13 protein-coding genes are annotated in these 20,476 nt (G+C 37.7%); 9 read left to right on the top strand and 4 right to left on the bottom strand.

The window, feature by feature from the left end:
- Positions 1 to 393 precede the first annotated feature (393 nt).
- The 8 genes from nirB (at position 394) to AO058_RS11275 (ending at position 13,203) form a co-directional block, all read left to right on the top strand.
- Positions 394 to 2,904: a nitrite reductase large subunit NirB gene (gene nirB, locus AO058_RS11310; RefSeq protein WP_075326660.1), complete on the top strand. Its 2,511-nt coding sequence runs from the start codon at positions 394 to 396 to the stop codon at positions 2,902 to 2,904.
- 45 nt (positions 2,905 to 2,949) lie between these two features.
- Positions 2,950 to 3,327 (top strand): nitrite reductase small subunit NirD, encoded by a 378-nt coding sequence (gene nirD / locus AO058_RS11305; protein WP_075326659.1) that lies wholly within the window; start codon positions 2,950 to 2,952, stop codon positions 3,325 to 3,327.
- Positions 3,328 to 3,338: 11 nt separating this feature from the next.
- Entirely contained in the window at positions 3,339 to 3,917 is a 579-nt protein-coding gene (locus AO058_RS11300; protein WP_075326658.1) for a DUF4202 domain-containing protein, read from the top strand.
- A 3-nt stretch (positions 3,918 to 3,920) separates the two neighbouring features.
- The gene (locus AO058_RS11295; RefSeq protein WP_075326657.1) at positions 3,921 to 5,738 is read left to right on the top strand and encodes a sensor histidine kinase; all 1,818 of its coding nucleotides are present in this window, start codon (positions 3,921 to 3,923) and stop codon (positions 5,736 to 5,738) included.
- 48 nt (positions 5,739 to 5,786) lie between these two features.
- Entirely contained in the window at positions 5,787 to 6,455 is a 669-nt protein-coding gene (locus AO058_RS11290; protein ID WP_075326656.1) for a response regulator transcription factor, read from the top strand.
- Between the two features lie 215 nt (positions 6,456 to 6,670).
- On the top strand, positions 6,671 to 8,071 hold the full coding sequence (locus AO058_RS11285; protein WP_075326655.1) for an MFS transporter: 1,401 nt from the start codon (positions 6,671 to 6,673) through the stop codon (positions 8,069 to 8,071).
- Between the two features lie 114 nt (positions 8,072 to 8,185).
- Complete coding sequence (locus AO058_RS11280; protein ID WP_075326654.1) at positions 8,186 to 11,710, top strand: nitrate reductase; 3,525 nt, start codon at positions 8,186 to 8,188, stop codon at positions 11,708 to 11,710.
- A gap of 44 nt (positions 11,711 to 11,754) precedes the next feature.
- Positions 11,755 to 13,203: a rubredoxin gene (locus AO058_RS11275; RefSeq protein WP_075326653.1), complete on the top strand. Its 1,449-nt coding sequence runs from the start codon at positions 11,755 to 11,757 to the stop codon at positions 13,201 to 13,203.
- 13 nt (positions 13,204 to 13,216) lie between these two features.
- On the opposite strand, the gene cobA is transcribed toward AO058_RS11275, so the two are convergent.
- Positions 13,217 to 14,029 carry a uroporphyrinogen-III C-methyltransferase gene (cobA, locus tag AO058_RS11270; protein ID WP_075326652.1) on the bottom strand — a complete coding sequence of 271 codons (813 nt, stop codon included), beginning with the start codon at positions 14,027 to 14,029 and terminating at the stop codon, positions 13,217 to 13,219.
- A 540-nt stretch (positions 14,030 to 14,569) separates the two neighbouring features.
- On the opposite strand from cobA, the gene AO058_RS11265 reads away from it, so the two are divergent.
- Positions 14,570 to 15,571, top strand: a complete 1,002-nt coding sequence (locus AO058_RS11265; RefSeq protein WP_075326651.1) for a response regulator — start codon at positions 14,570 to 14,572, stop codon at positions 15,569 to 15,571.
- A 36-nt stretch (positions 15,572 to 15,607) separates the two neighbouring features.
- Here AO058_RS11265 and AO058_RS11260 read toward each other — a convergent pair whose 3' ends face one another.
- From AO058_RS11260 to AO058_RS11245, 3 genes are all read right to left on the bottom strand, one after another.
- Positions 15,608 to 16,828 carry a cation:proton antiporter domain-containing protein gene (locus tag AO058_RS11260; protein ID WP_075326650.1) on the bottom strand — a complete coding sequence of 407 codons (1,221 nt, stop codon included), beginning with the start codon at positions 16,826 to 16,828 and terminating at the stop codon, positions 15,608 to 15,610.
- Between the two features lie 296 nt (positions 16,829 to 17,124).
- Entirely contained in the window at positions 17,125 to 18,417 is a 1,293-nt protein-coding gene (gene ltrA, locus AO058_RS11255) for a group II intron reverse transcriptase/maturase (RefSeq protein ID WP_075326649.1), read from the bottom strand.
- 812 nt (positions 18,418 to 19,229) lie between these two features.
- Positions 19,230 to 20,468: a tetratricopeptide repeat protein gene (locus AO058_RS11245; RefSeq protein ID WP_075327956.1), complete on the bottom strand. Its 1,239-nt coding sequence runs from the start codon at positions 20,466 to 20,468 to the stop codon at positions 19,230 to 19,232.
- Between the last annotated feature and the right edge of the window lie 8 nt (positions 20,469 to 20,476).

Genomic DNA, 20,476 nt, shown 5'->3' with positions numbered 1-20,476 from the left:
ATAATTTGAAATATTTTTTAAATGAGCCCGGTAACTTATCAGGCTCATTCTTTTTGTAGCTTTTTCTCTATCAAAAATAAACTACCTCGAACCAAGCTCCCGAAGCTCTTATAGGGAAACATTGATTAAATTTCGAGATAAAGCCTAGAACATTTAAATCTCGATTCTTAATTAAACTTTTAACAAATTCTAAAAATAATCGGTAATAATAAAAATACTAAGCCACCCTTCAAATTATTAGATTTCACTAAAAATCATTATAAACTTCAAATAATACCGATTTTTTATTTATAAGCGGCTATTTTTCTTAATTCCGTTTTTCTACGCAGAAAATTCAATTCAATACGTATTAATACGTATTTTTATTTAAATTTGAATTAAACTTACGTAGTTATGAAGAAAATAGTTGTAGTAGGAAACGGGATGGTTGGTTATAAATTTTGTGAAAAACTGGTAACCAGACCTGATAGAGAAAACTATCAAATAGAGGTGTTTGGGGAAGAACCGAGTCCGGCTTACGATCGTGTTCACCTTAGCGAATATTTTTCTGAGAAAGGAAAAGATGAATTACTTCTGGCGTCCAAAAGCTGGTATAAAGATCATGAAATTAAACTACGTACTTCTTCGCTTATTTCAGAAATTAATACCAAAGAAAAAGAAGTTATCACCTATAAAGGTGAAAAAATAAGCTACGATTACCTTGTACTGGCAACGGGTTCTTCCCCATTTATTCCACCTATAAAAGGTTCAGAAAAAGCCGGGGTTTTTGTGTATCGTACTACAGAAGATCTAGATGCAATAAAAACCTATGCAAAAAAACTTCAGAAGAGCAATAAATCTAAAGCCACTGTATTAGGCGGCGGACTTTTAGGCCTGGAAGCGGCAAACGCAGCCAAAGAACTTGGTCTTGAAACCAGCGTGGTAGAATTTGCGCCCCGGTTAATGCCAAGACAATTAGACGAAGCTGGTAGTAATACCCTTATTCGTAAAATAGAAAATTTAGGTATTAAAATTTTAATCAATAAAGCTACTTCAGAAATTAGCGGTAAAGAGGAAATTGATGCGCTTACGTTTTCCGATGGCTCCAGGCACGAGACCAATATGCTTATTATTTCTGCCGGAATTAGGCCCCGGGATGAACTTGCAAAATCTGGAGGACTTAAAACTGGCGAGCGCGGTGGCATATTTGTTAATAATAAGATGGAAACTTCAGCAACAAACGTTTATGCCATTGGGGAGGCTGCGCTTTATAATAACGCTATCTACGGTCTTGTTGCGCCGGGATATAATATGGCTGAGGTTGCCGTTTCTCAAATTTGTGGGGGCGATAAAACTATGGCCGCTCATATAGATATGTCTACCCAGCTAAAATTAATTGGCACCGATGTAGCCAGTTTTGGCGATCCGTTTATTGAAAATGAAGAAGTTTCTGCCATTACCTACGAAAACAAGCAAAGCGGAATTTATAAACGAATCAACGTATCCCGCGATGGCAAAAAACTTCTCGGTGGAATTTTAGTCGGCGATGCTTCAGAATATCAGAATTTATTCCAGATATATATCAATGGGATGAAACTCCCAGAGAATCCTGAAGATCTTATTTTGGGAAGCCGCGGGGGCGAAAACTCAAGCCTTGGTTCGGTAACCGAGTTACCAGATTCTGCACAAATTTGCTCCTGCGAAGCTATTTCAAAAGGAGATATCTGTAAACCACTGGAAGCTGGAGAATGCTGCTCTATGGAAGATGTGGTGGCCAAAACTAAAGCCTCTACAGGTTGTGGCGGTTGTAAACCTATGGTAACAGATCTCTTTAATGCTACCATGAAATCTCTCGGAAAAGAAGTAAAAGAGGTGATTTGTGAACATTTTGATTTTAACCGCCAGGAACTTTTTGATTTGGTAAAGATTAATAAAGTAAAAGATTTTGATGAAGCATTAAATCTTTTCGGAAAAGGACATGGCTGCGAAAAATGTAAGCCGGTTCTGGCTTCAATTTTTGCGAGTATTACTATGGAAACTGCCAATAAACAGGTGATTATCCAGGATAGTAATGATAAATTTTTAGCCAATATTCAGCGAAATGGAACTTATTCTATAGTTCCACGCATTCCGGGCGGAGAAATTACCCCAGATAAATTAATGACTATAGGCGCCGTAGCCAAGAAATTTGACCTTTACACAAAAATTACCGGTGGGCAACGAATAGATCTTTTTGGCGCCGAATTGCATCAACTGCCCGAAATATGGAAAGAATTAATTGATGCCGGTTTTGAGAGCGGCCACGCCTACGGAAAATCGCTAAGAACCGTTAAAAGCTGTGTAGGTTCTACCTGGTGTCGCTTTGGGATGCATGAAAGCGTAAGTTTTGCCATTCAAATTGAAGAACGCTATCGCGGTCTGCGTTCTCCTCATAAATTAAAAGGTGGTGTTTCGGGCTGTATTAGGGAATGTGCTGAAGCACGCGGAAAAGATTTTGGAATTATTGCTGTAGAATCTGGTTGGAATTTATACGTATGCGGAAATGGAGGCGCCACCCCAAAACACGCAATTTTACTCGCTGAAGGCTTAGACGATGAAACCACTATAAAATACCTTGATAGATTTTTGATGTATTACATACGTACCGCCGCGCCACTTATGCGAACTGCGCCCTGGTTGGAGAAATTAGACGGTGGAATTGCACATCTAAAAAAAGTAGTAGTTGAAGATTCTTTAGGAATTGCCGAAGATCTTGAAAAAGAAATGCAGAGTCTAATAACCAATTACGAATGCGAATGGAAGCAGGCAATTGAAGATCCTGAAATGATGAAGCGTTTTAAACACTTTGTCAATTCAGATGAAGGTGATGATAATATTAGTTATGTCCCGCTTCGAGACCAAAAAATGCCTAAGGCCTGGACTTAAATTTTCCTTTTTCAAATCAACTTCTAATTTCAAACTTTAAAAGCCATGCAAGAATTATTAGCTCAGTATCAAAGTGTAACTGCACCAGAAGTGCTCAAATGGGTGAATGTGGGGAAAGCCAAAGATTTTCCCGAAAATGGCGGTGCCTGTATAAAATATAAAAACAAGCAAATTGCGGTGTTTAATTTTGCCCGGGAATCCACATGGTATGCCTGCCAAAATCTTTGTCCGCATAAATTGGAAATGGTTCTTTCCCGCGGAATGATTGGCGATAAAGAGGGAATTCCCAAAGTGGCCTGCCCTATGCACAAAAAAACATTTTCCTTAAAAGACGGGAATAATCTTAATGGTGAAGATTACAAAATTGCAGTCTATCCGGTAAAAATTGAAGCAGAAAATGTCTATATTGGTTTTATAGATTAAGATACCTCCCAATGAGTAAATTCCAGGAAGCCATACAACGTATAGACAATAAAAATGCTCAAGATCCTAATTTGGAAATAGCAAACGGAAAAGAATTTCCGAAAGAATTATTGTATTCACAACGAATGACAGATAAGTTACTGGATTTTCATCCGCAGGCTTCCGAAGAATTACAAATTGCAGTACGTGCGCAGCATATTTGTCGGTGGACAGTTCCTCGAGACACCTATCCAAAAAATAGAATTGGATATTTAAAATGGCGCGAAGGTCTCAAAAAAACCCACGCTAAAATTACAGATGAAATTTTGGAAGAAGTGGGTTATGATAAAGATTTTCGGGATCGGGTTTCATTTTTAATTAAGAAAAAGCAGATTAAAAAAGACGAAGGTTCTCAAATTATGGAAGATGTGGTGTGCCTGGTTTTTCTTGAACATTATTTTGAAAATTTTGCGGCAAAACATAATGATGATAAAATAATAGACATTGTAAAGAAAACCTGGGCTAAAATGTCTCCTGAAGGGCATAAAGCCGCCCTAAAACTTCCTCTTTCCGCACATAGTGAAACTTTAATACAAGAAGCTTTAAAATAAATAATGGCGTCACATAGCTCTCTAGACCAACATACCTTTATAAAACTTAGAAAGCTATATATTCTGGCCCTAACAGCCATTGCGCTTTCGGTAATTATAAGTCAGTTATTTATCGGTAAATTCCTTGAAGAACAGGAAGGAGATTCTAAACTTATCAATATCTCGGGTCGCCAAAGAATGTTGAGTCAAAAGCTTACCAAAGAGAGCCTTTTACTCCTTGAAACCGAAAGCATAAACGAGCGCAAAAAAATTGTCCAAAACCTCGAAGAAAGCCTTACTCGCTGGACGCATTCTCATGAAGTTTTAAAACATGGGAGCGACAGTTTAAATATCGCTTCAGCACAGAGTGATGAAATTGAAGAAAAATTCAGTAAAATTCAGCCTTATTATGAGAGAATTAGGGCAGCATCGCAAAGTTTACTGCTGAAAATAGATGAAAATCCGGGACGTCCTGTAGAAGATTTTTCAGCTGAAATCACTGAAATCAAAGAAAACGAAGCCGATTTTCTTGGTCTTATGGAGGCTATAGTAAACCAATATGATGAAGAAGCACATACCCGGGTGGAACAATTACAAAACCTGGAATTATTTTTAACAATTTTTACGCTGTCAATTTTATTACTTGAATTTTTCTTCATCTTCTTACCAACAGCTAAAGGGGTTAAAAACAATATTAAAAACCTGATACACGCAGAATCCCGGGCCGTAAAAATGGCGCGTGATGCAGATGCCATAAGCGAAGCTCGTGAAAAATCGGTGAAAGAATTACGTGCACTTGGCCAGGCAATGGATCAAATTTTACTTTTTGCCCGAATTACTCCAAATGGCGATGTTTTGCATATAGGCGATCGGTTTTCGAAGCTATTTCAGTATAAAAAATTTAATATGGAGACTAAATTTTCTGAAATTTTATCACCCAAAGAAAATGAACAACTCAATATTGAAAAACTCATTTCAGCTCATAAAAGATCGGGCTGGCAGGGGGAAGTAAAAGCTACTACCAAAGACAAAAAAGATATTTGGCTTGAATTATCTATCGTTCCTTTTCAACCCGAAAAAGATAAAACCGAACTTACCATTATTGGCGTAGATATTACCAAAAATAAAGAAGTCCAGCTAAAAATAGAAGAACTTACAAGAAAGAGTTACGAAGAAAAAATGCGCCAACAGGGTTTAATTGCTAAAAAAATCATTGAAAACCAGGAAAACGAGCAGAACCGAATTGCAAAAGATATTCACGACGGAATTGGCCAAATGCTAACCGGACTTAAATATAACCTTGAAAGCATAGATTTTAAATATCCCGAAAAAGCCGAAAGCAAAATTGAAAGTTTAAAAGAATTAAGTACAAGAATTATTCAGGGAGTTCGCGCTGCTACTTTCAATCTCACCCCACCGGAACTCACAGACCATGGAATTGTACCGGCGCTTCAAAAACTCTCAGAAGAACTTTCAAAACTCACCGGGAAAAATATTATTTTATTCAATAAAACAGGGTTTTCACAGCGCCTGGGAAATATTACTGAAATTAACCTTTATCGCATTACGCAGGAAGCCGTAAATAATGCCATAAAATATGCCGAATCTACCCATATTATTGTAAGTGTAAGCCATAGCAAAGAAATTTTAAGTATTAGTATTGAGGATAATGGTAAAGGTTTTGACCAGGAAAGTATTGCTTCAGAAAAAAGCGGCAATCGTGGGATGGGACTTACTTTTATGAAAGAACGTGTAAAATTTATAGACAGCCGATTGTTTATTAATTCGTCTCCCGGGGAAGGCACAAGGGTAACGCTGAATCTTCCCCTAAAACAAGATTAGACTTCTATTTAAAAATGCGTATTTTCGTACGTATAAAACACAAATATTATGGCGCAAACCAAAATTCTTTTAGCCGATGATCACGAACTGGTGCGCGATGGCATTATTGCCTTACTGGAAAATGAAGAAAATCTAACTGTGGTGAATGAAGCAGCGAATGGTAAAAAAGCCCTTGAAATCATTGAAAAAGAGGCTCCCGATTTACTAATCGTTGATATTAGAATGCCCGAGCTAAACGGGATTGAAGTAGTTAAAAGAGTAAAAAAAGATTTTCCTGAAGTAAAAACATTGGTTCTTTCCATGCACGATTCTACCGAATACGTAGTACAATGCGTAGAAGCCGGCGCAGATGGTTATTTACTTAAAGGATCGAGCAAAGAAGAATTTCTTAAAGCCATTAATAAGATTGCCGACGGTGGAAAATATTTTAGTGGCGATATTTCTGCAATTATCGTAAACAATTTTGTGAATGGCAATTCTGGAAAACGCTTAGAGACAAGCTCCCCGGAGCAAGACCCGGCCCTTAATATTCTTACCAAAAGAGAGAAACAAATTCTTGAACTTATTTTAAAGGGAAAAAACAACCAGGAAATTGGCGATGAGCTTAATATAAGTAAACGAACTGCTGAAGCTCACCGGTTTAATTTGATGAAAAAATTAGAAGTAAAAAATCTTATGGAACTCACTCATAAATCCCGGGAGCTAAAATTAATTTAAGAAATCCACTCTCCAAATAATTATCCCGAAATTTAAACTTCTTTACTGTTCGCACCTCCAGGAACACTTCTATTACCTGAAGATTAATATTTTGAATATCTTATTTTTAGAAATTTATAATTCTAAAGGCTCAATTTTCTAATTTTCGCATTAATTCATTTTTACTTATTTTTTTAAGTATTTATACTTAATTTTAGATCATAAAACTAAGTATTATGAAGGATGTGATCACTGGTAAAGCAACAAAATTAGATTTAAGAAATTTAAAAAGTATTCCAATAAGGACTTTTTGGATTTCGGCATTTGCCTTTTTTATCTGTTTTTTTTCCTGGTTTGGAATAGTGCCTTTTATGCCCCAGGTAGAAAAAGATTTAGGCCTTAGCCCCTCCCAAAAATGGAACGCTATTATCCTCGCGGTATCAGGTACAGTCTTTGCCCGCCTGTTAATTGGTAAGTTATGTGATAAATACGGTCCCAGGCTCTGCTATACCTGGTTATTAATTTTAGGAGCCATTCCCACCATACTCTGCGGCCAGGTACAAACGCCATTTCAATTTCAACTTTGTCGCTTATGTATGGGGTTCATAGGAGCTTCGTTTGTAATTACGCAAGTACATACTTCTTTAATGTTTGCTTCTAACGTAGTAGGCACGGCCAATGCAACCTCAGCCGGTTGGGGCAACCTGGGTGGAGGCGCAAACAGGTTAGGAATGCCTTTAATTGCTACTGGTCTTGTTGCTTTTGGAGTTGCAGAAACCGAAGTTTGGCGTTATGCAATGATTGTGGCAGGACTTGTATGCTTCAGTATGGGCTTTGTCTATTATTTCTTCACACAAGACACCCCGGAAGGAAATTTTTCAGACCTAAAAAAATCGGGAAAAAGAATTCCGGTTAAGAAAGATCAAAATGGATTTTTAACCGCTATCAAGGATTATCGCGTCTGGATACTCTTTGTAGTTTACGGTGTGTGTTTTGGTATAGAGCTTACGGTTTACGGTACCATGGACAGCTATTTACAAGATACTTTTAACCTGGAGCGCGTAACAGCAGGAAACATTATTTTAGGCTTTGCCCTTATGAATCTTTTTGCCAGGACCCTGGGTGGATATTTTGGCGATAAATCGGGAGAAAAAGGCGGATTAAAAGGCCGGGTATTCTTTCTCACCCTAATTCTAATTGCTGAAGGAATTATACTTTCGCTATTCTCCATGGCCGGCAGTCTTATTATAGCCATTCTTCTTCTTACTGCATTCAGTTTAGCGGTGCAAATGGCTGAGGGCGCTACTTTCGCCGTGGTGCCTTTTATTAATAAAAAAGCTATAGGTTCAATTTCTGGAATCGTAGGTGCCGGGGGAAATGTAGGAGCATTTTTCGCAGCTTTATTCCTGAAAATTAAATCGGTTGCTGCCGAAGAAGCAGCAATTGCCGCTAACGAAGGCCGAAATAATGAAATTGTAGAAGCAGCCAGGGCTTCGGCATCTTCAGCAGCCATTTCAGACGCATTTCTGTGGATTGGTTTTAGTATTCTGGCCGCAGGTCTTATTAGTTTAGCCATTCGGTTTTCTAAGGAAGATGAAAAAGAAGCTGCATTAGAATTAAGGCACCAAAACGCTTAGAAATCCTATAATAATCACCTCTGTTTTATAAGGATTTAGCAGAAATAATCCATTCTTTTAATAAATTATAAGCGCTTAGTAACCAGCGTTTAAGTATATTTTGTCGCTGAGTTTATGAAAAAAATACAACAAGAAGAATTTAAAACCACCTGCTCTTATTGCGGCGTAGGCTGTGGTATTATAGCCCAAAAAAGCTTCGATAATAAAATTACGGTTAAAGGTGATAAAGACCATCCCGTAAACCGCGGAATGCTTTGTTCTAAAGGAATGAACCTTGATTATGTTGCCAACAATGTTTCTGACAGGATTATGCATCCCGAAATGCGTTGGAGCAAATCCCATCCGCGCGAACGGGTAAGCTGGGAAACGGGACTTGATCGCGCTGCTCGCGTTTTCAAAACTCTTATCCAAAAATATGGACCTGACAGTGTGGGATTCTACGTTTCGGGACAATGCCTTACGGAAGAATATTACATTGCGAATAAACTCACTAAAGGTTTTCTGGGTACAAATAATATTGATACCAATTCCCGCTTATGTATGAGCTCGGCGGTAGTGGCTTATAAAAAAACTTTCGGGGAAGATTCAGTGCCGGTTTCTTATGATGATATTGAACTGGCCGATTGTTTTTTAATCGCCGGTGCAAACCCTGCCTGGTGCCACCCTATTCTCTTTAGAAGACTTGAAAAGCATAAAGAAGAAAACCCCGATGAAGTGAAAGTGATTGTGGTAGATCCACGTAAAACCGATTCTGCACGTTTCGCCGATCTTCACCTCCAACTTATACCCGGCACAGATATTATTCTGTTTAATGCCATTGGCCGCCGCTTAATTGAAAGAGGTTATATCGATAAAAAATTCATAAAAGCGCATACTGAAAATTTCCCTGATTATAAAAAACAGGCCTATTCCCTTTCTCTTAAAAAAGCAGCTAAAGAATGTGGCGTTCCTGTAGAAGAAATTAAAGAAGCAGCTGAATTGATAGGTCGCTCTAAAGGCTTTATTACTATGTGGGCTATGGGGCTTAATCAAAGTTCTGTGGGAACCGATAAAAATTTTGCACTGCTTAACCTTTCTCTTATAACCGGAAAAGTTGGAAAACCCGGTAATGGCCCTTTTTCTCTTACAGGGCAACCCAATGCCATGGGTGGCCGGGAAGTTGGCGGAATGGCGAGTTTATTAGCAGTTCATAAAAATTTAGATAATCCTGATCACAGGCAGGAAGTAGCTGATTTTTGGGGAGTGGATAAAATTTCAGAAAAACCGGGATATACAGCAACTGAAATGTTTGATGCCCTGGAAAGTGGAAAATTAAAAGCGGTTTGGATTGCCTGTACAAATCCTATGGTGAGCCTCCCCGATGTTCGCAAAGCTGAAGCAGCACTTAAAAAAGCCAAATTTGTGGTGGTTCAGGAAATTTCACATAAGTCTGACACCCTGGAATATGCCGATTTAGTATTACCTGCCGCTGGCTGGATGGAGAAAGAAGGCACAATGACCAATTCTGAAAGACGGATTTCTTATCTACCAAAGGCCCTCACCCCACCCGGAGAAGCCCGCGCCGATGTGGAAATTTTTTGTGATTTCGCGCAAAGAATGGGCTTTTCTGAATTTAACTATAATTCTACAGAAGAAATTTACGCGGAATATTGCGAAATGACTAAAGGTACCAATATTGATATTTCCCATCTTAATTATGATCGTCTCAAAAACGAAGGGAGTATTCAATGGCCAGTACCTCAATATCGCCATCCCGGCACTAAGAGATTATTTGAAGACCACCAATTTTACACCGTATCTAAAAAAGCGATTTTTAATATTCCCGCTTCGTTTAATAACACCTCTACACAACCCGATGAAGAATTCCCATTAATCCTTACAACGGGAAGAGTTCGGGATCAATGGCATAGTATGACCAAAACCGGAAAGGTTTCCCGACTTCGAACCCATTATTCTTCCCCCGTATTAGAGATAAATCCAGTAGATGGGATTAAGAATTTCATCAAAAATGGCGAAGTCGTGGAAGTAGAAAGTGAGAATGGAAATGTTAGGCTACGTGCAAAAATCACTAAAGACGTAAGACCTGGCGTTTTGTTTTTACCAATGCATTGGGGTAAACAATTACAAAGTGACCTTAACCGGGCGAACAACCTTACTTTTAATCACGTTGATCCGCAATCAAAAGAACCCGATTTCAAATTTACCAGGGTTTCGGTTTCAAAATATAAAAAACCGGTAGAAAAAATAATAATTATTGGTGCAGGAGCGGCAGCATTTCGGTTTGTTCAAAATTATCGCGACCATAATAGCGATGATGAGTTGCACGTATTTTCAGAAGAAGCACATCCGTTTTACAATCGTGTTTTACTACCTGAGTATGTTACGGAAGAACTCAGCTGGGAAAAACTTTTAAAAATTAAGGAAGTTGAATTGGGAAAATTAAATCTTCAACTTCATAAAGCCTGTTCTATTTCTAAAATAGATAAAAACGAAAAATGGGTGACCGACCACCGGGGGAATAAACATCATTTTGATAAATTGATAATTGCTACAGGTAGTCGGGCATTTGTTCCAAAGGATGCTCAGCTGGATTCCCCGGGAAGATTTACCATGAGAAGTAAAGCAGATGCCGATGAATTTAAAACCTACCTGGAAAATACCGGTTTACCACCAGCGGAACAACATGTGGTGATTGTAGGCGGTGGCTTGCTGGGCTTAGAGCTCGCGGCTGCATTGCAAAAAGAGCTTGTAAATATTACCATAGTACAACGTTCATCCCGCCTTATGGAGCGCCAGCTTGATATACTCTCCAGCAGGCTCCTGGCCAGGGATGTTCAGGAACGTGGAATTAATATTTATTTTGATAACGAAGTAAGTACTGTTTTTGATGTTGAAGAAAATCCCGGAGAATTAACTATTAGTCTTAAAAGTGGGAAAATCCTTAATGCACACGCCATTGCCTATGCCATTGGCACACGGCCAAATATTGAAATTGCTAAGGAAAGCGGTCTCATTTGTGGGCGAGGCGTAAAAGTAAACGAGCATTTACAAACCTCTAATTCAGATATATTTGCAATTGGTGAAATTGCTGAGTATAAAGGTCAGTTATTTGGTATCACTTCTGCTGCCGAAGAGCAAGCCGAGGTTCTTTCTAACTTTTTAGCTGGCGATGTTGGCAGTATTTACAGGGGTTCGGTACTAATGAATATCCTGAAATTTAAAAACCTGGACCTCTGTAGTGTGGGAGATATAAATGTACCCGAGAACGACCCTGCTTACGAGGAAATTGTATTTACCGATGTTAGTAAGCGATATTATAAAAAATGCATTGTAAAAAATGATCTGCTTGTTGGGGCCATTTTAATGGGTGATAAAAATGAATTTGCTCAATTTAAAACGCTTATTGAAAGTAAAATGGAACTGGCAGATAAGCGCGATACGCTATTACGTGGTTCAGGAAACAGTAAACCGGTAAAGGGAAAACTTGTATGCTCATGCAGCCAGGTTGGTGCCGGAAACTTACAGGAAGCCATTAAAAATGGAAATAAAGATTTTACAACACTTTGCAAAGAAACCGGTGCCGGGTTAGGCTGCGGAAGTTGTAAAACCGAAGTTAGGGAACTTTTGGTGGCCGGGTAGTTTTCGCATAGCTCTGGCTTCAGTTTAAATTAATTAGAATATTTATGAAAAAATCATTCACAAGAATAATTATAAAAGGAGGAGTTTTATCACCTGCAGAATTAAAGGAAATTGTAGAATTAGCTGAGGCATCGGGTTCAGATTCTATTTCGCTGGGGTCCCGCCAGGATATTTTGATTACCAAAGATGTTGAAGTTGAAAATTTTTCTGCTGAAAATAAATATCAAATAATTCCGCCAAAAACTGAGGGAGCTGAAAATATAGTTTCTTCTTATGTAGCTGCAGATATTTTTTCGGGAACACCTTGGCTTACCGGAGACCGTTATTTATATGTGCTGGAACAATTTAGAATTCCTCCAAATTTAAAAGTAAATATTACAGATCCTAAACAACGCCTGGTCCCATTATTTACCGGTCATCTAAATTTTATAGCATCAGAACACGAAGATTATTGGTACCTGTACATCAGGCTACCAGAATGGCAAAAAATGCAGGTATATCCTGCGCTTATTTATACCTGGGACGTGGGAGAAATTGTTTATGGAATTGAAGAATTGCTCCAGGAAGAACCAGAGGAGGTAGAGATGATTTTCAATTTGCTAAGTGATTCTCTTGAAACCAATAATAGAACAATTGATAAATCTCTGGAAATCCCATATCAACCTTTTCCGTATTACGAGGGAATGAATAAGATTGGAATGGATAATTATTGGCTGGGACTATATTGGCGAAATAATAAATATTACACCAGTTTTCTCAAAGAAATGTGTGATTTATGCGCTGAGTCTAAAATTGGAAAAATTTCAATTACCCCCTGGAAATCTTTGATTGTAAAAGGAATCCCAATAAACACCAAACTTGAATGGGAGAAATTTCTGGGAAAAAACGGAATTAATGTGAGGCATTCTATGTTAGAGCTAAATTGGCATATTCCGGTAGATAACGAAGAAGCCGCAAACCTAAAAAAATACCTGGTTTCAAATTTTGATCAAAAGGATATTAGCACCTATGGATTGACTTTCGGGATTTTTGATTCAACCAAAAAAAGCAACTATTTTACTGCTGTGGTAATTGAAAAAAATCAAGCACCAGAAATTCTAAATGAGATTGGAGTACGTGACACCTATAATTTACTTTATGCTCAAAATTTTGATCCTAATACCCGTAATTATGTGATTCATGTTCAGGATGTGGACAAAGTTGAATTGCCCGGTTTGCTAATAGAATTAAGTAAAATGTACTTTAGCCAATTGGGTGAGAAAGAAGAAAAGGCCAGAAAGTTACCAGAATCAAAATCAGAGAAAGAGAAATTGAAAAAAGAAATCTGGCAATGTGCGGCCTGTCTCAGTATTTACGAAGCAAAGTTTGGTGACATTACTCAGGAAATACCAGCCGGCACCAGCTTTGATAAACTTCCCGAAACCTACGTTTGTTCACTTTGTGAAGCCCCAAAGTCAGCATTTGAAAAACGTATCCAGGAAAAGCCTAGTTAAATATCAACTATAATTATGCAGTTTGGGGTAAATTGAGGTAATTAAGATTCTGAAAGATAAATTCATCAATTTCTGTATTGTTCACTCCTGTTTTATAAGCCTCACATTCCTTAACAACCTCCCCAATAATTATAATGGCCGGGGTTCCTATTTTATATTTTTTTACCAGGTTTTCAATATTGGCAATATTTCCGGCAACGAGTTTTTGATCTTCCCGCGTACCGTTTTGTACTATTGCAATTGGTAGTTCTGCTTTAGCTTCTTTTTTATATAAAGCTACAATTTGAGCGAGTTTACTCACTCCCATCAAAATCACCACCGTTGCAGAAGTTTTAGCTGCCAGAGCCACATCTTTAGAAAGCTTATGCCCTGAAGTAGTCCCGGTAATTATCCAAAAACTTTCGGCTATATGTCTTTTTGTAACAGGAATTCCTACAGAAGCCGGAACCGAAATAGCTGAAGAAATTCCAGGAATTACTTCTACTTCTACCCCGTGTGCACAGGCATATTTTTTTTCTTCGCTCCCGCGTCCAAATACAAATGGGTCTCCTCCTTTTAACCTTACTACGCTCCCATTTTCTTTGGCAAATTTTACGATAAGCTCGTTTATCTGATCCTGAGTATAAGCGTGACACCCTTTCCTCTTTCCTACAAAAATTTTTATAGCCCCGGGTGCGTGTTCCAGAATTTCGGGATTTACCAATGCGTCGTAAAGTATTACACCTGCATTATTGAGTACTTTTATCGCTTTTAAAGTCAGCAAGTCTGGGTCTCCAGGACCAGCCCCAACGATAGTACATTTTGGGATATTGATTAGTGTTTTCATTTCAATTACGATTAATCTAATTCTTAGAAAACACAATTTATAAAACCCTTCTTAAAACTAAGTATTTTTACGTAAAAAATAGATGAAAAGAGAGTGTTTTTATGAGCTTAGTAATTTTGCGGACTAAAATTTAAATTATAATATTTTGAACAAAAAAAATAATAAGAAAGCTTCAATAAATAGCTTTCTGTTTCTTCAAAATAAATGAATCAAAGCGCTTAATAATCCAATTTTAATATAAAAACGAACTCTTTCATCCATAAAAAAAATACAAAACTTCATTTAAATAAGATTTACTAAAGCTCCCAGGCTTGCATCGAAATCAATAACAATGCTTCGTGAGCTTGCTCTGAAACTGTTTACTTACTTTAAAAATGAACTTAATATCCTGTTTAAAAATTTATTATTTTTAACGGCTTGTACTACTTATAAGTTTTGCTGATTTTAAAGTATTTAGCTTTTTATTTATTCAGAAATATTTGATATTTAGTATTTAGAATTATCAGAAAAATAAACCGAAAATCTATCCCTACTCCAACTATGTTTAAGAATAAAGCTTACCATTTCCTCTTAATAGAGGACAATGATGGAGATTATTATTTAATCTCTGAGTATTTAAAAGAAAAATTACCAGAGCATTCTCTAACCCGGTATAGTAAATTTTCAGCATTAAAGGAGAACGAGTTAAGTGCAGAATATGATGCTATTCTACTAGATCTGAACCTTCCCGATAATAAAGGAAATAACCTGGTAAACACAGTTTGCCATCTTTTTACTGAAATTCCTATTATTGTATTAACGGGAGAAGTTTTTGAAGAATTTGCGTTAGATGCTATTTCTTTAGGGGCTTCAGACTATTTAATTAAAGATAATCTAAACCCTGATATTTTATATAAAAGTATACTTTACAGTTTAGAGCGAAAAGCAAATTTACAATTGCTAAAAAAATCGCAACAACTATATTTCGATTTATTTGAGTTTAATCCCCAGCCTACCTGGGTCTACGATTTGGAAACCTTACAGTTTTTAGATGTAAACGAGAAGGCTATAAATCATTATGGATATTCTAAGGATGAATTCTTAAATATGACTATAAAAGATATTAGGCCAAAAGAACAAATTCCAAATATGGAGGCTTCTTTACGCGATTTTAAAGCTGAAAAAAAGTTGGCGGGGAATAGAATTTTTATCCATTTAAAACGAAATGGTTCAGAGATCCAGGTGAAGATTGATAGTAAAATAATTACTTATATGAATCGAAGAGCCGCAATAATTGTGGCTACAGATATAACGGAAGAAATTGAACACCAGAAAATAATTGAAAAACAAAACGAAGAATTAAAGAATATTACCTGGATCCAGTCTCATTTAGTTAGGGCGCCGGTGGCCAAAATTCTAAGTATTGTAAAAGAAACTTCCTGGGAAGAGCTAAATAAGGATGAGCGTAATTTTTTATTTAAAGGTTTAAATGAATCGGCTACTGAATTAGACGGAATTACCCGGCAAATAATCGGGAAATCTGAAGCTATTCTTCAGTTATAAAATAAATTAAATAAGGTATGGATGAAGAAAACCTGGCTATTCTTTATTTGATTTACTAACCAATTTAGCATACCATTTAGAAAAGGCCAAACTGCTTAGACCGTGAATTAACGTAGAGGCCATTACCACTAAGCTAGTAATAATCCAGGCAGTGTCATCTTTAGTTTTCTCTAAAGTTAGGATAGCATAATAAAGCGCAGCTACACCAATAGGACCAAACCAGCCAATTAATAGCTGATCTTTAAACTTAGATTTAAATTGAGGAGTTAGCCTAAGAAATAAAAGAAAACTGGGAATTCTTCGGAATAAAATTATAACAAAAATTATGCTTACTGACGTCCATATTCCTAAATCAATCCAATCTTTCCAGGGCAGAAGTAAACCAAAAATAAAGAAAACCGGGATAGTAAAAATGCGATCCATAGATTCCTGAACGCGTTCCTCCTGGATGGTTTCGTTTTGAGAAATTTCAGAAGAAAACGCAAAACCTCCTATAAAAACGCTAAAAATTCCATTCATACCTACAGCATTAAAACCAGATAATAGCAGGAATGCAAGCGCCAGAGAAAAAGGCAGTACTGCTTTATTAGACATCCAACCTTTCCCGTGGGCCTTATGCATTAGTTTCCCAAATAATTTACCCAAAACAAATGCTACAATACCACATAAAACCGTCGCAAAAAGGAATTCTTTTAAAACCCAGTTTTGTAAATTTTGCGCGGGGAATATTAAAGCGAAAACGAATAGAATTAACGGATAGACCAAACCATCATTCACCCCAGATTCAAATGAAATTGTATCTCTTACCCTTGCCGGTAAAAATCTCTTTGCATTTTCACCAGATACCATTGTAGATGCTACCACAGGATCTGTAGGAGTTATTATTGCTCCTATAAGGCAGCTTTCTGGTAACGATAAAGGCAACAACCAAAATAAAAGTAAAGAGCTACATAAAAACATTCCTAAAATTCCAAAGACAATAACCATAGATTGTGTTTTGAAATGCTTTCTAAAGTAGTTAGAAGGGATTCGTAATGCTGTAGCCATAAGAGCAACTGCCATGGTAAATTCTGTAGCGGTTTTGAGAATATCCAAAGATTTACTATTCTCCAGGGAAATAAAGCTGAATAAATTGGGTCCAAAGATCACTCCAAAAATTAACGCAATTAAGGGATCGGTTATATAATGATTCTCCAGCTTTTTATAAAAAGTGCCAGATAAAATAATTAAAGCACTAATGGTAAAGATTAATAACATATCACACGGCTTAGTGGCTGCAGTTTATACTGTTATAGTTTTTATCTTATAACTAAGTTATCAAATTATTTATGCTAAATGAAAATCGCTGCTTTTATCCCATCAAAAATTTGGCGTTTCATCTCCTATAGATTTAATTTTTCCTGAATGAATACTGAAATTTAATTAATGTAAATTCAGTTTTTTAATAGAAATACGGCATAATCAAGTAGGGTGAAGATAATAAATATTTGAGCATTTATTATCTTCATCCCTCTTACAGGAACCGGGCATACGGGTCTCGTACACGGCTCATGTTAAATCTTATTCAGTACTGTTTGATAGTACTGATGCAAAGTATTCCCTTCAACGCTGTCCATTGCGTACAACCCTAATTCTGTGAAGTACTTATTTGGCAGGGCATAGTGTATTAAATTGGTAGAGGAGTTTCTCCATCGGGTTACCGATATCTTAAGAAAATTCCCCTTATAACCCATACGCCTTAGTTGTCGGTGAAGAGGTTTCCAGCTTTTCCAGCTTTTCATTACCATCATTCGTAACCTTCTCCTGATCCAGCTTAAAAGATCCTGGAACAGCTTTTTGGTCAAGCCTATTCGGAAGTAGTTGGCAAAACCCCTTAATAGCGGGTTCAGTTCTTTAATATAGAAAGCTATACTTTGCCCTTTAGTTCTAGGGGTTAGTAGTTTTACTTTCTCTTTGAACCTTTTGATGCTTTTGTGGGATACCACTACTCCAAAGGGCTTTATCACCACACCTAAATAGTGAATGCCTTCTGCGAGGTTTGTCAGACTGCTCTTGTTTTTATTCACTTCTAACCCAAGCTCATTTTCCAGATAACTCGTGGCTTTAGCCATATAGTTTCCAGCTTGAGCTTTGGTTGGTGCAAACAACAGCACGTCATCGGCGAACCTCACCATTCGTATGCCTGAATTTTTCATATGCTGGTCGAATGCGTCCAGATAGATATTCATCAGGAGCGGTGAGATAATTCCCCCTTGTGGGCTCCCCTTCTTTGTAGGTGTGAAGCGCTCTCCATCGAGTGCGCCGGATTCTAAAAAGCTCCCTATCAGTTTAAGTATCTTTCCATCGCTTACCCGTTTGCCCACGCTTTGCACTATCAGTCCGTGATCTAGAGTATCAAAACATTTGGATAAATCCATGTCTGCTACATGATCCAGACCATAGTACCGACTAAAGCGCTCTGCTTTGGCAATGGCATGATGAGCACTTCGTTTAGGACGATACCCATAACTGGAGGGATGGAATTCGGGATCGAAGATAGGTTGCAACACATTAAGCAGCGATTGTTGTACAATACGGTCTTTAATGGTTGGGATACCCAATCCTCTCTTGCTCCCGTCTGGTTTATCGATATAGACCCGCCTTACCGGCTGTGGCTTATACCTCCCCTCTTTCAGTTCCCTGAAGAGTTGGCACAAATTCTCCTCTAAAGCTGAACTAAAATCAGCTATACTTTGGTTATCCACTCCCTTGGCTCTGGAACCTTTATTTTTCCTTACCTCACGGTAGGCTTGTTCCAGCCTCGGTAATGCATAAACCTTGTCTATAAGACTGTACCATTTTCGCATAATGAAACTTTCTCTTCTTTGCAGTACGGTTTATTTCTTTAGGCAGAATTAGACAGATTGTTTGTTCATAAGGTATACTGTTGTTTTTAGCACTGTGGCAATCTATAACAGTAAAAAAAAAAAAAAAAATCTTACTACTCAATACTCGCGCGGATTAACAGCCAGAGTTAGCTCGTCACTCCTCTTTGCTGCAATTCCTCAGAATATTTCAATTCCGATTGTCTTCGCTTATAACTAATTCTTTTAAAGAACTTCCTGTACTTGATTTAACTTCGTCCCTTCGCATCCGCCACAGTTAATCTGTGACAGTCATTGCAACCGATTATGCGATTCTTGTGCAATGTCATTTGGGTTTTCTCCTCCACACTGTTACCAGTGATTCTCAGGTCCAAATTTTCTCACTACTACGGACTCATCTGCCACCTGATTTTCCATAACAAATCCTTGTCTCTCGACTTGTTTCTGCTTAGCCTGGAAAGGCGAATAATCAGGCTTCCCCTGTTAAGCTAAAACATTCCTGTTAGTGAAGCCATCCGTTTTAACATATATTGCCATTCGGATTTTGGGCGTTGGCACTTTTTGCAACCTTACCCCCAATATATGCCAGAATCGGTTCGATTTCTCTATGTTCCACTAACTTGCTAGGTCTTCCTTCACACCCCACCGTTGCCAGTGACGCACTTGACTTCGCATTGCTCTTCCCTCCGATCAGGTGAGCGGACTTTCTTTCAAGTCCCGGAATTGTTTGCGTGCAGGGCAAACAAAAAACCACCGGAATTCCGGTGGTTTAAAATATAAAGTAAGAGGATAAATTACTCTAAACGAGCTTTAAGCTCTGCAGCTTTTTCGTCTTCACCTAATTGGGTATAGATGTTAATAGTAGTTCTAATTGCGTTAACATTCTCAGGATCATTTTCAATCACCTTTTCAAGGTATGGAACAGCCTCCTCGTAAATCTCTTTACGCTCTTCTTCCAGCTCCTCATAACGTTTGTTATCTTCCTTACTCATTCCAAGCTGATTCATCTCATCAATTAACTCACGTTCTTTTGCTAAAATTGCCACTACAATATTCATTCTTGCATTGGTCATTTCGGGATCAATTTCAAGAGCTTTTTCGTAATATTCAATAGCCTGTTCGTTATTGCCTAAATCTGCAGCTGTTACACCTAAGTTGTAATATACGTTAGGATCGTTAGGATTTTTCTTTACAATTTCCTGCATTAGTTCATTGTACTTTTCCTTATCACCCATTCTGTAATAAACATCGGCTTCTGCCTGGATTAGTGCAATATTGTCAGGATTTTCTGCTTTAGCATCCTGGATAGCTTCAATTGCTTTTTCATCCTGACCTTCCTGGATATAGATTAAAGCAATATTTTTAGCAATCTCTCCTTTTTTAGTAGGAATTTTACGGTCTTGAGGATTTTCGTACTCGCCCGTTTTAATCATTAAATCTCGTTGCTCTTTTTGCATTACTTCCTGTTCACCAGTTTCTACATTGGTGGCAAGATATTCTACACCAGAACCATCAAAACCTAATTCTTTTAGATCTTCATAGTAACCTAAAGCTGTAGTGTAATCCTGAGCGTTCAACGAGTTAGCCGCAGCATAGTATAAATAAAGTGTATCCTGCTTATTTAACTGGTAGCTGTAATACAATTTATCTGAAGCACTTTCGTAATTCTCTGTATTTTGATCGTTAATCGCGCTTTGTACTAAAGCATTTCTTACCTGGTCAAAACCCTGTATAGCTTCATCATCATTTCCCATTTCCTGGGCTTTCTGAAAAGCTTCTGCAGCAACTTCCAGGTCTTCCAGAGAAGCATTTTCTCCGTTTCCTAAGTAAGCCTGGCCTTTATAAAGGTAGAATCGCTCGGTCCATTTATCATTTGCTTCAGAGAGCATAGACTCGGCAGTTTGTAATTGCGTTTTGGCTTCTGCATAGTTGCCATCTTCTACGGCATCGCCTGCATCTCTAATCTCACTTTTTTGTGCAACGGCAGCCACCGATAATAATGACAACGCAACAGTAAAAATATTAGTTTTCATCTTGTTTT

The organism is Salegentibacter sp. T436 (genome assembly GCF_001932675.1).
Lineage (GTDB): Bacteria > Bacteroidota > Bacteroidia > Flavobacteriales > Flavobacteriaceae > Salegentibacter > Salegentibacter agarivorans.
The sequence above is the reverse complement of the archived record's forward strand: the minus strand, read 5'-3'. Positions and strand labels throughout refer to the sequence as shown.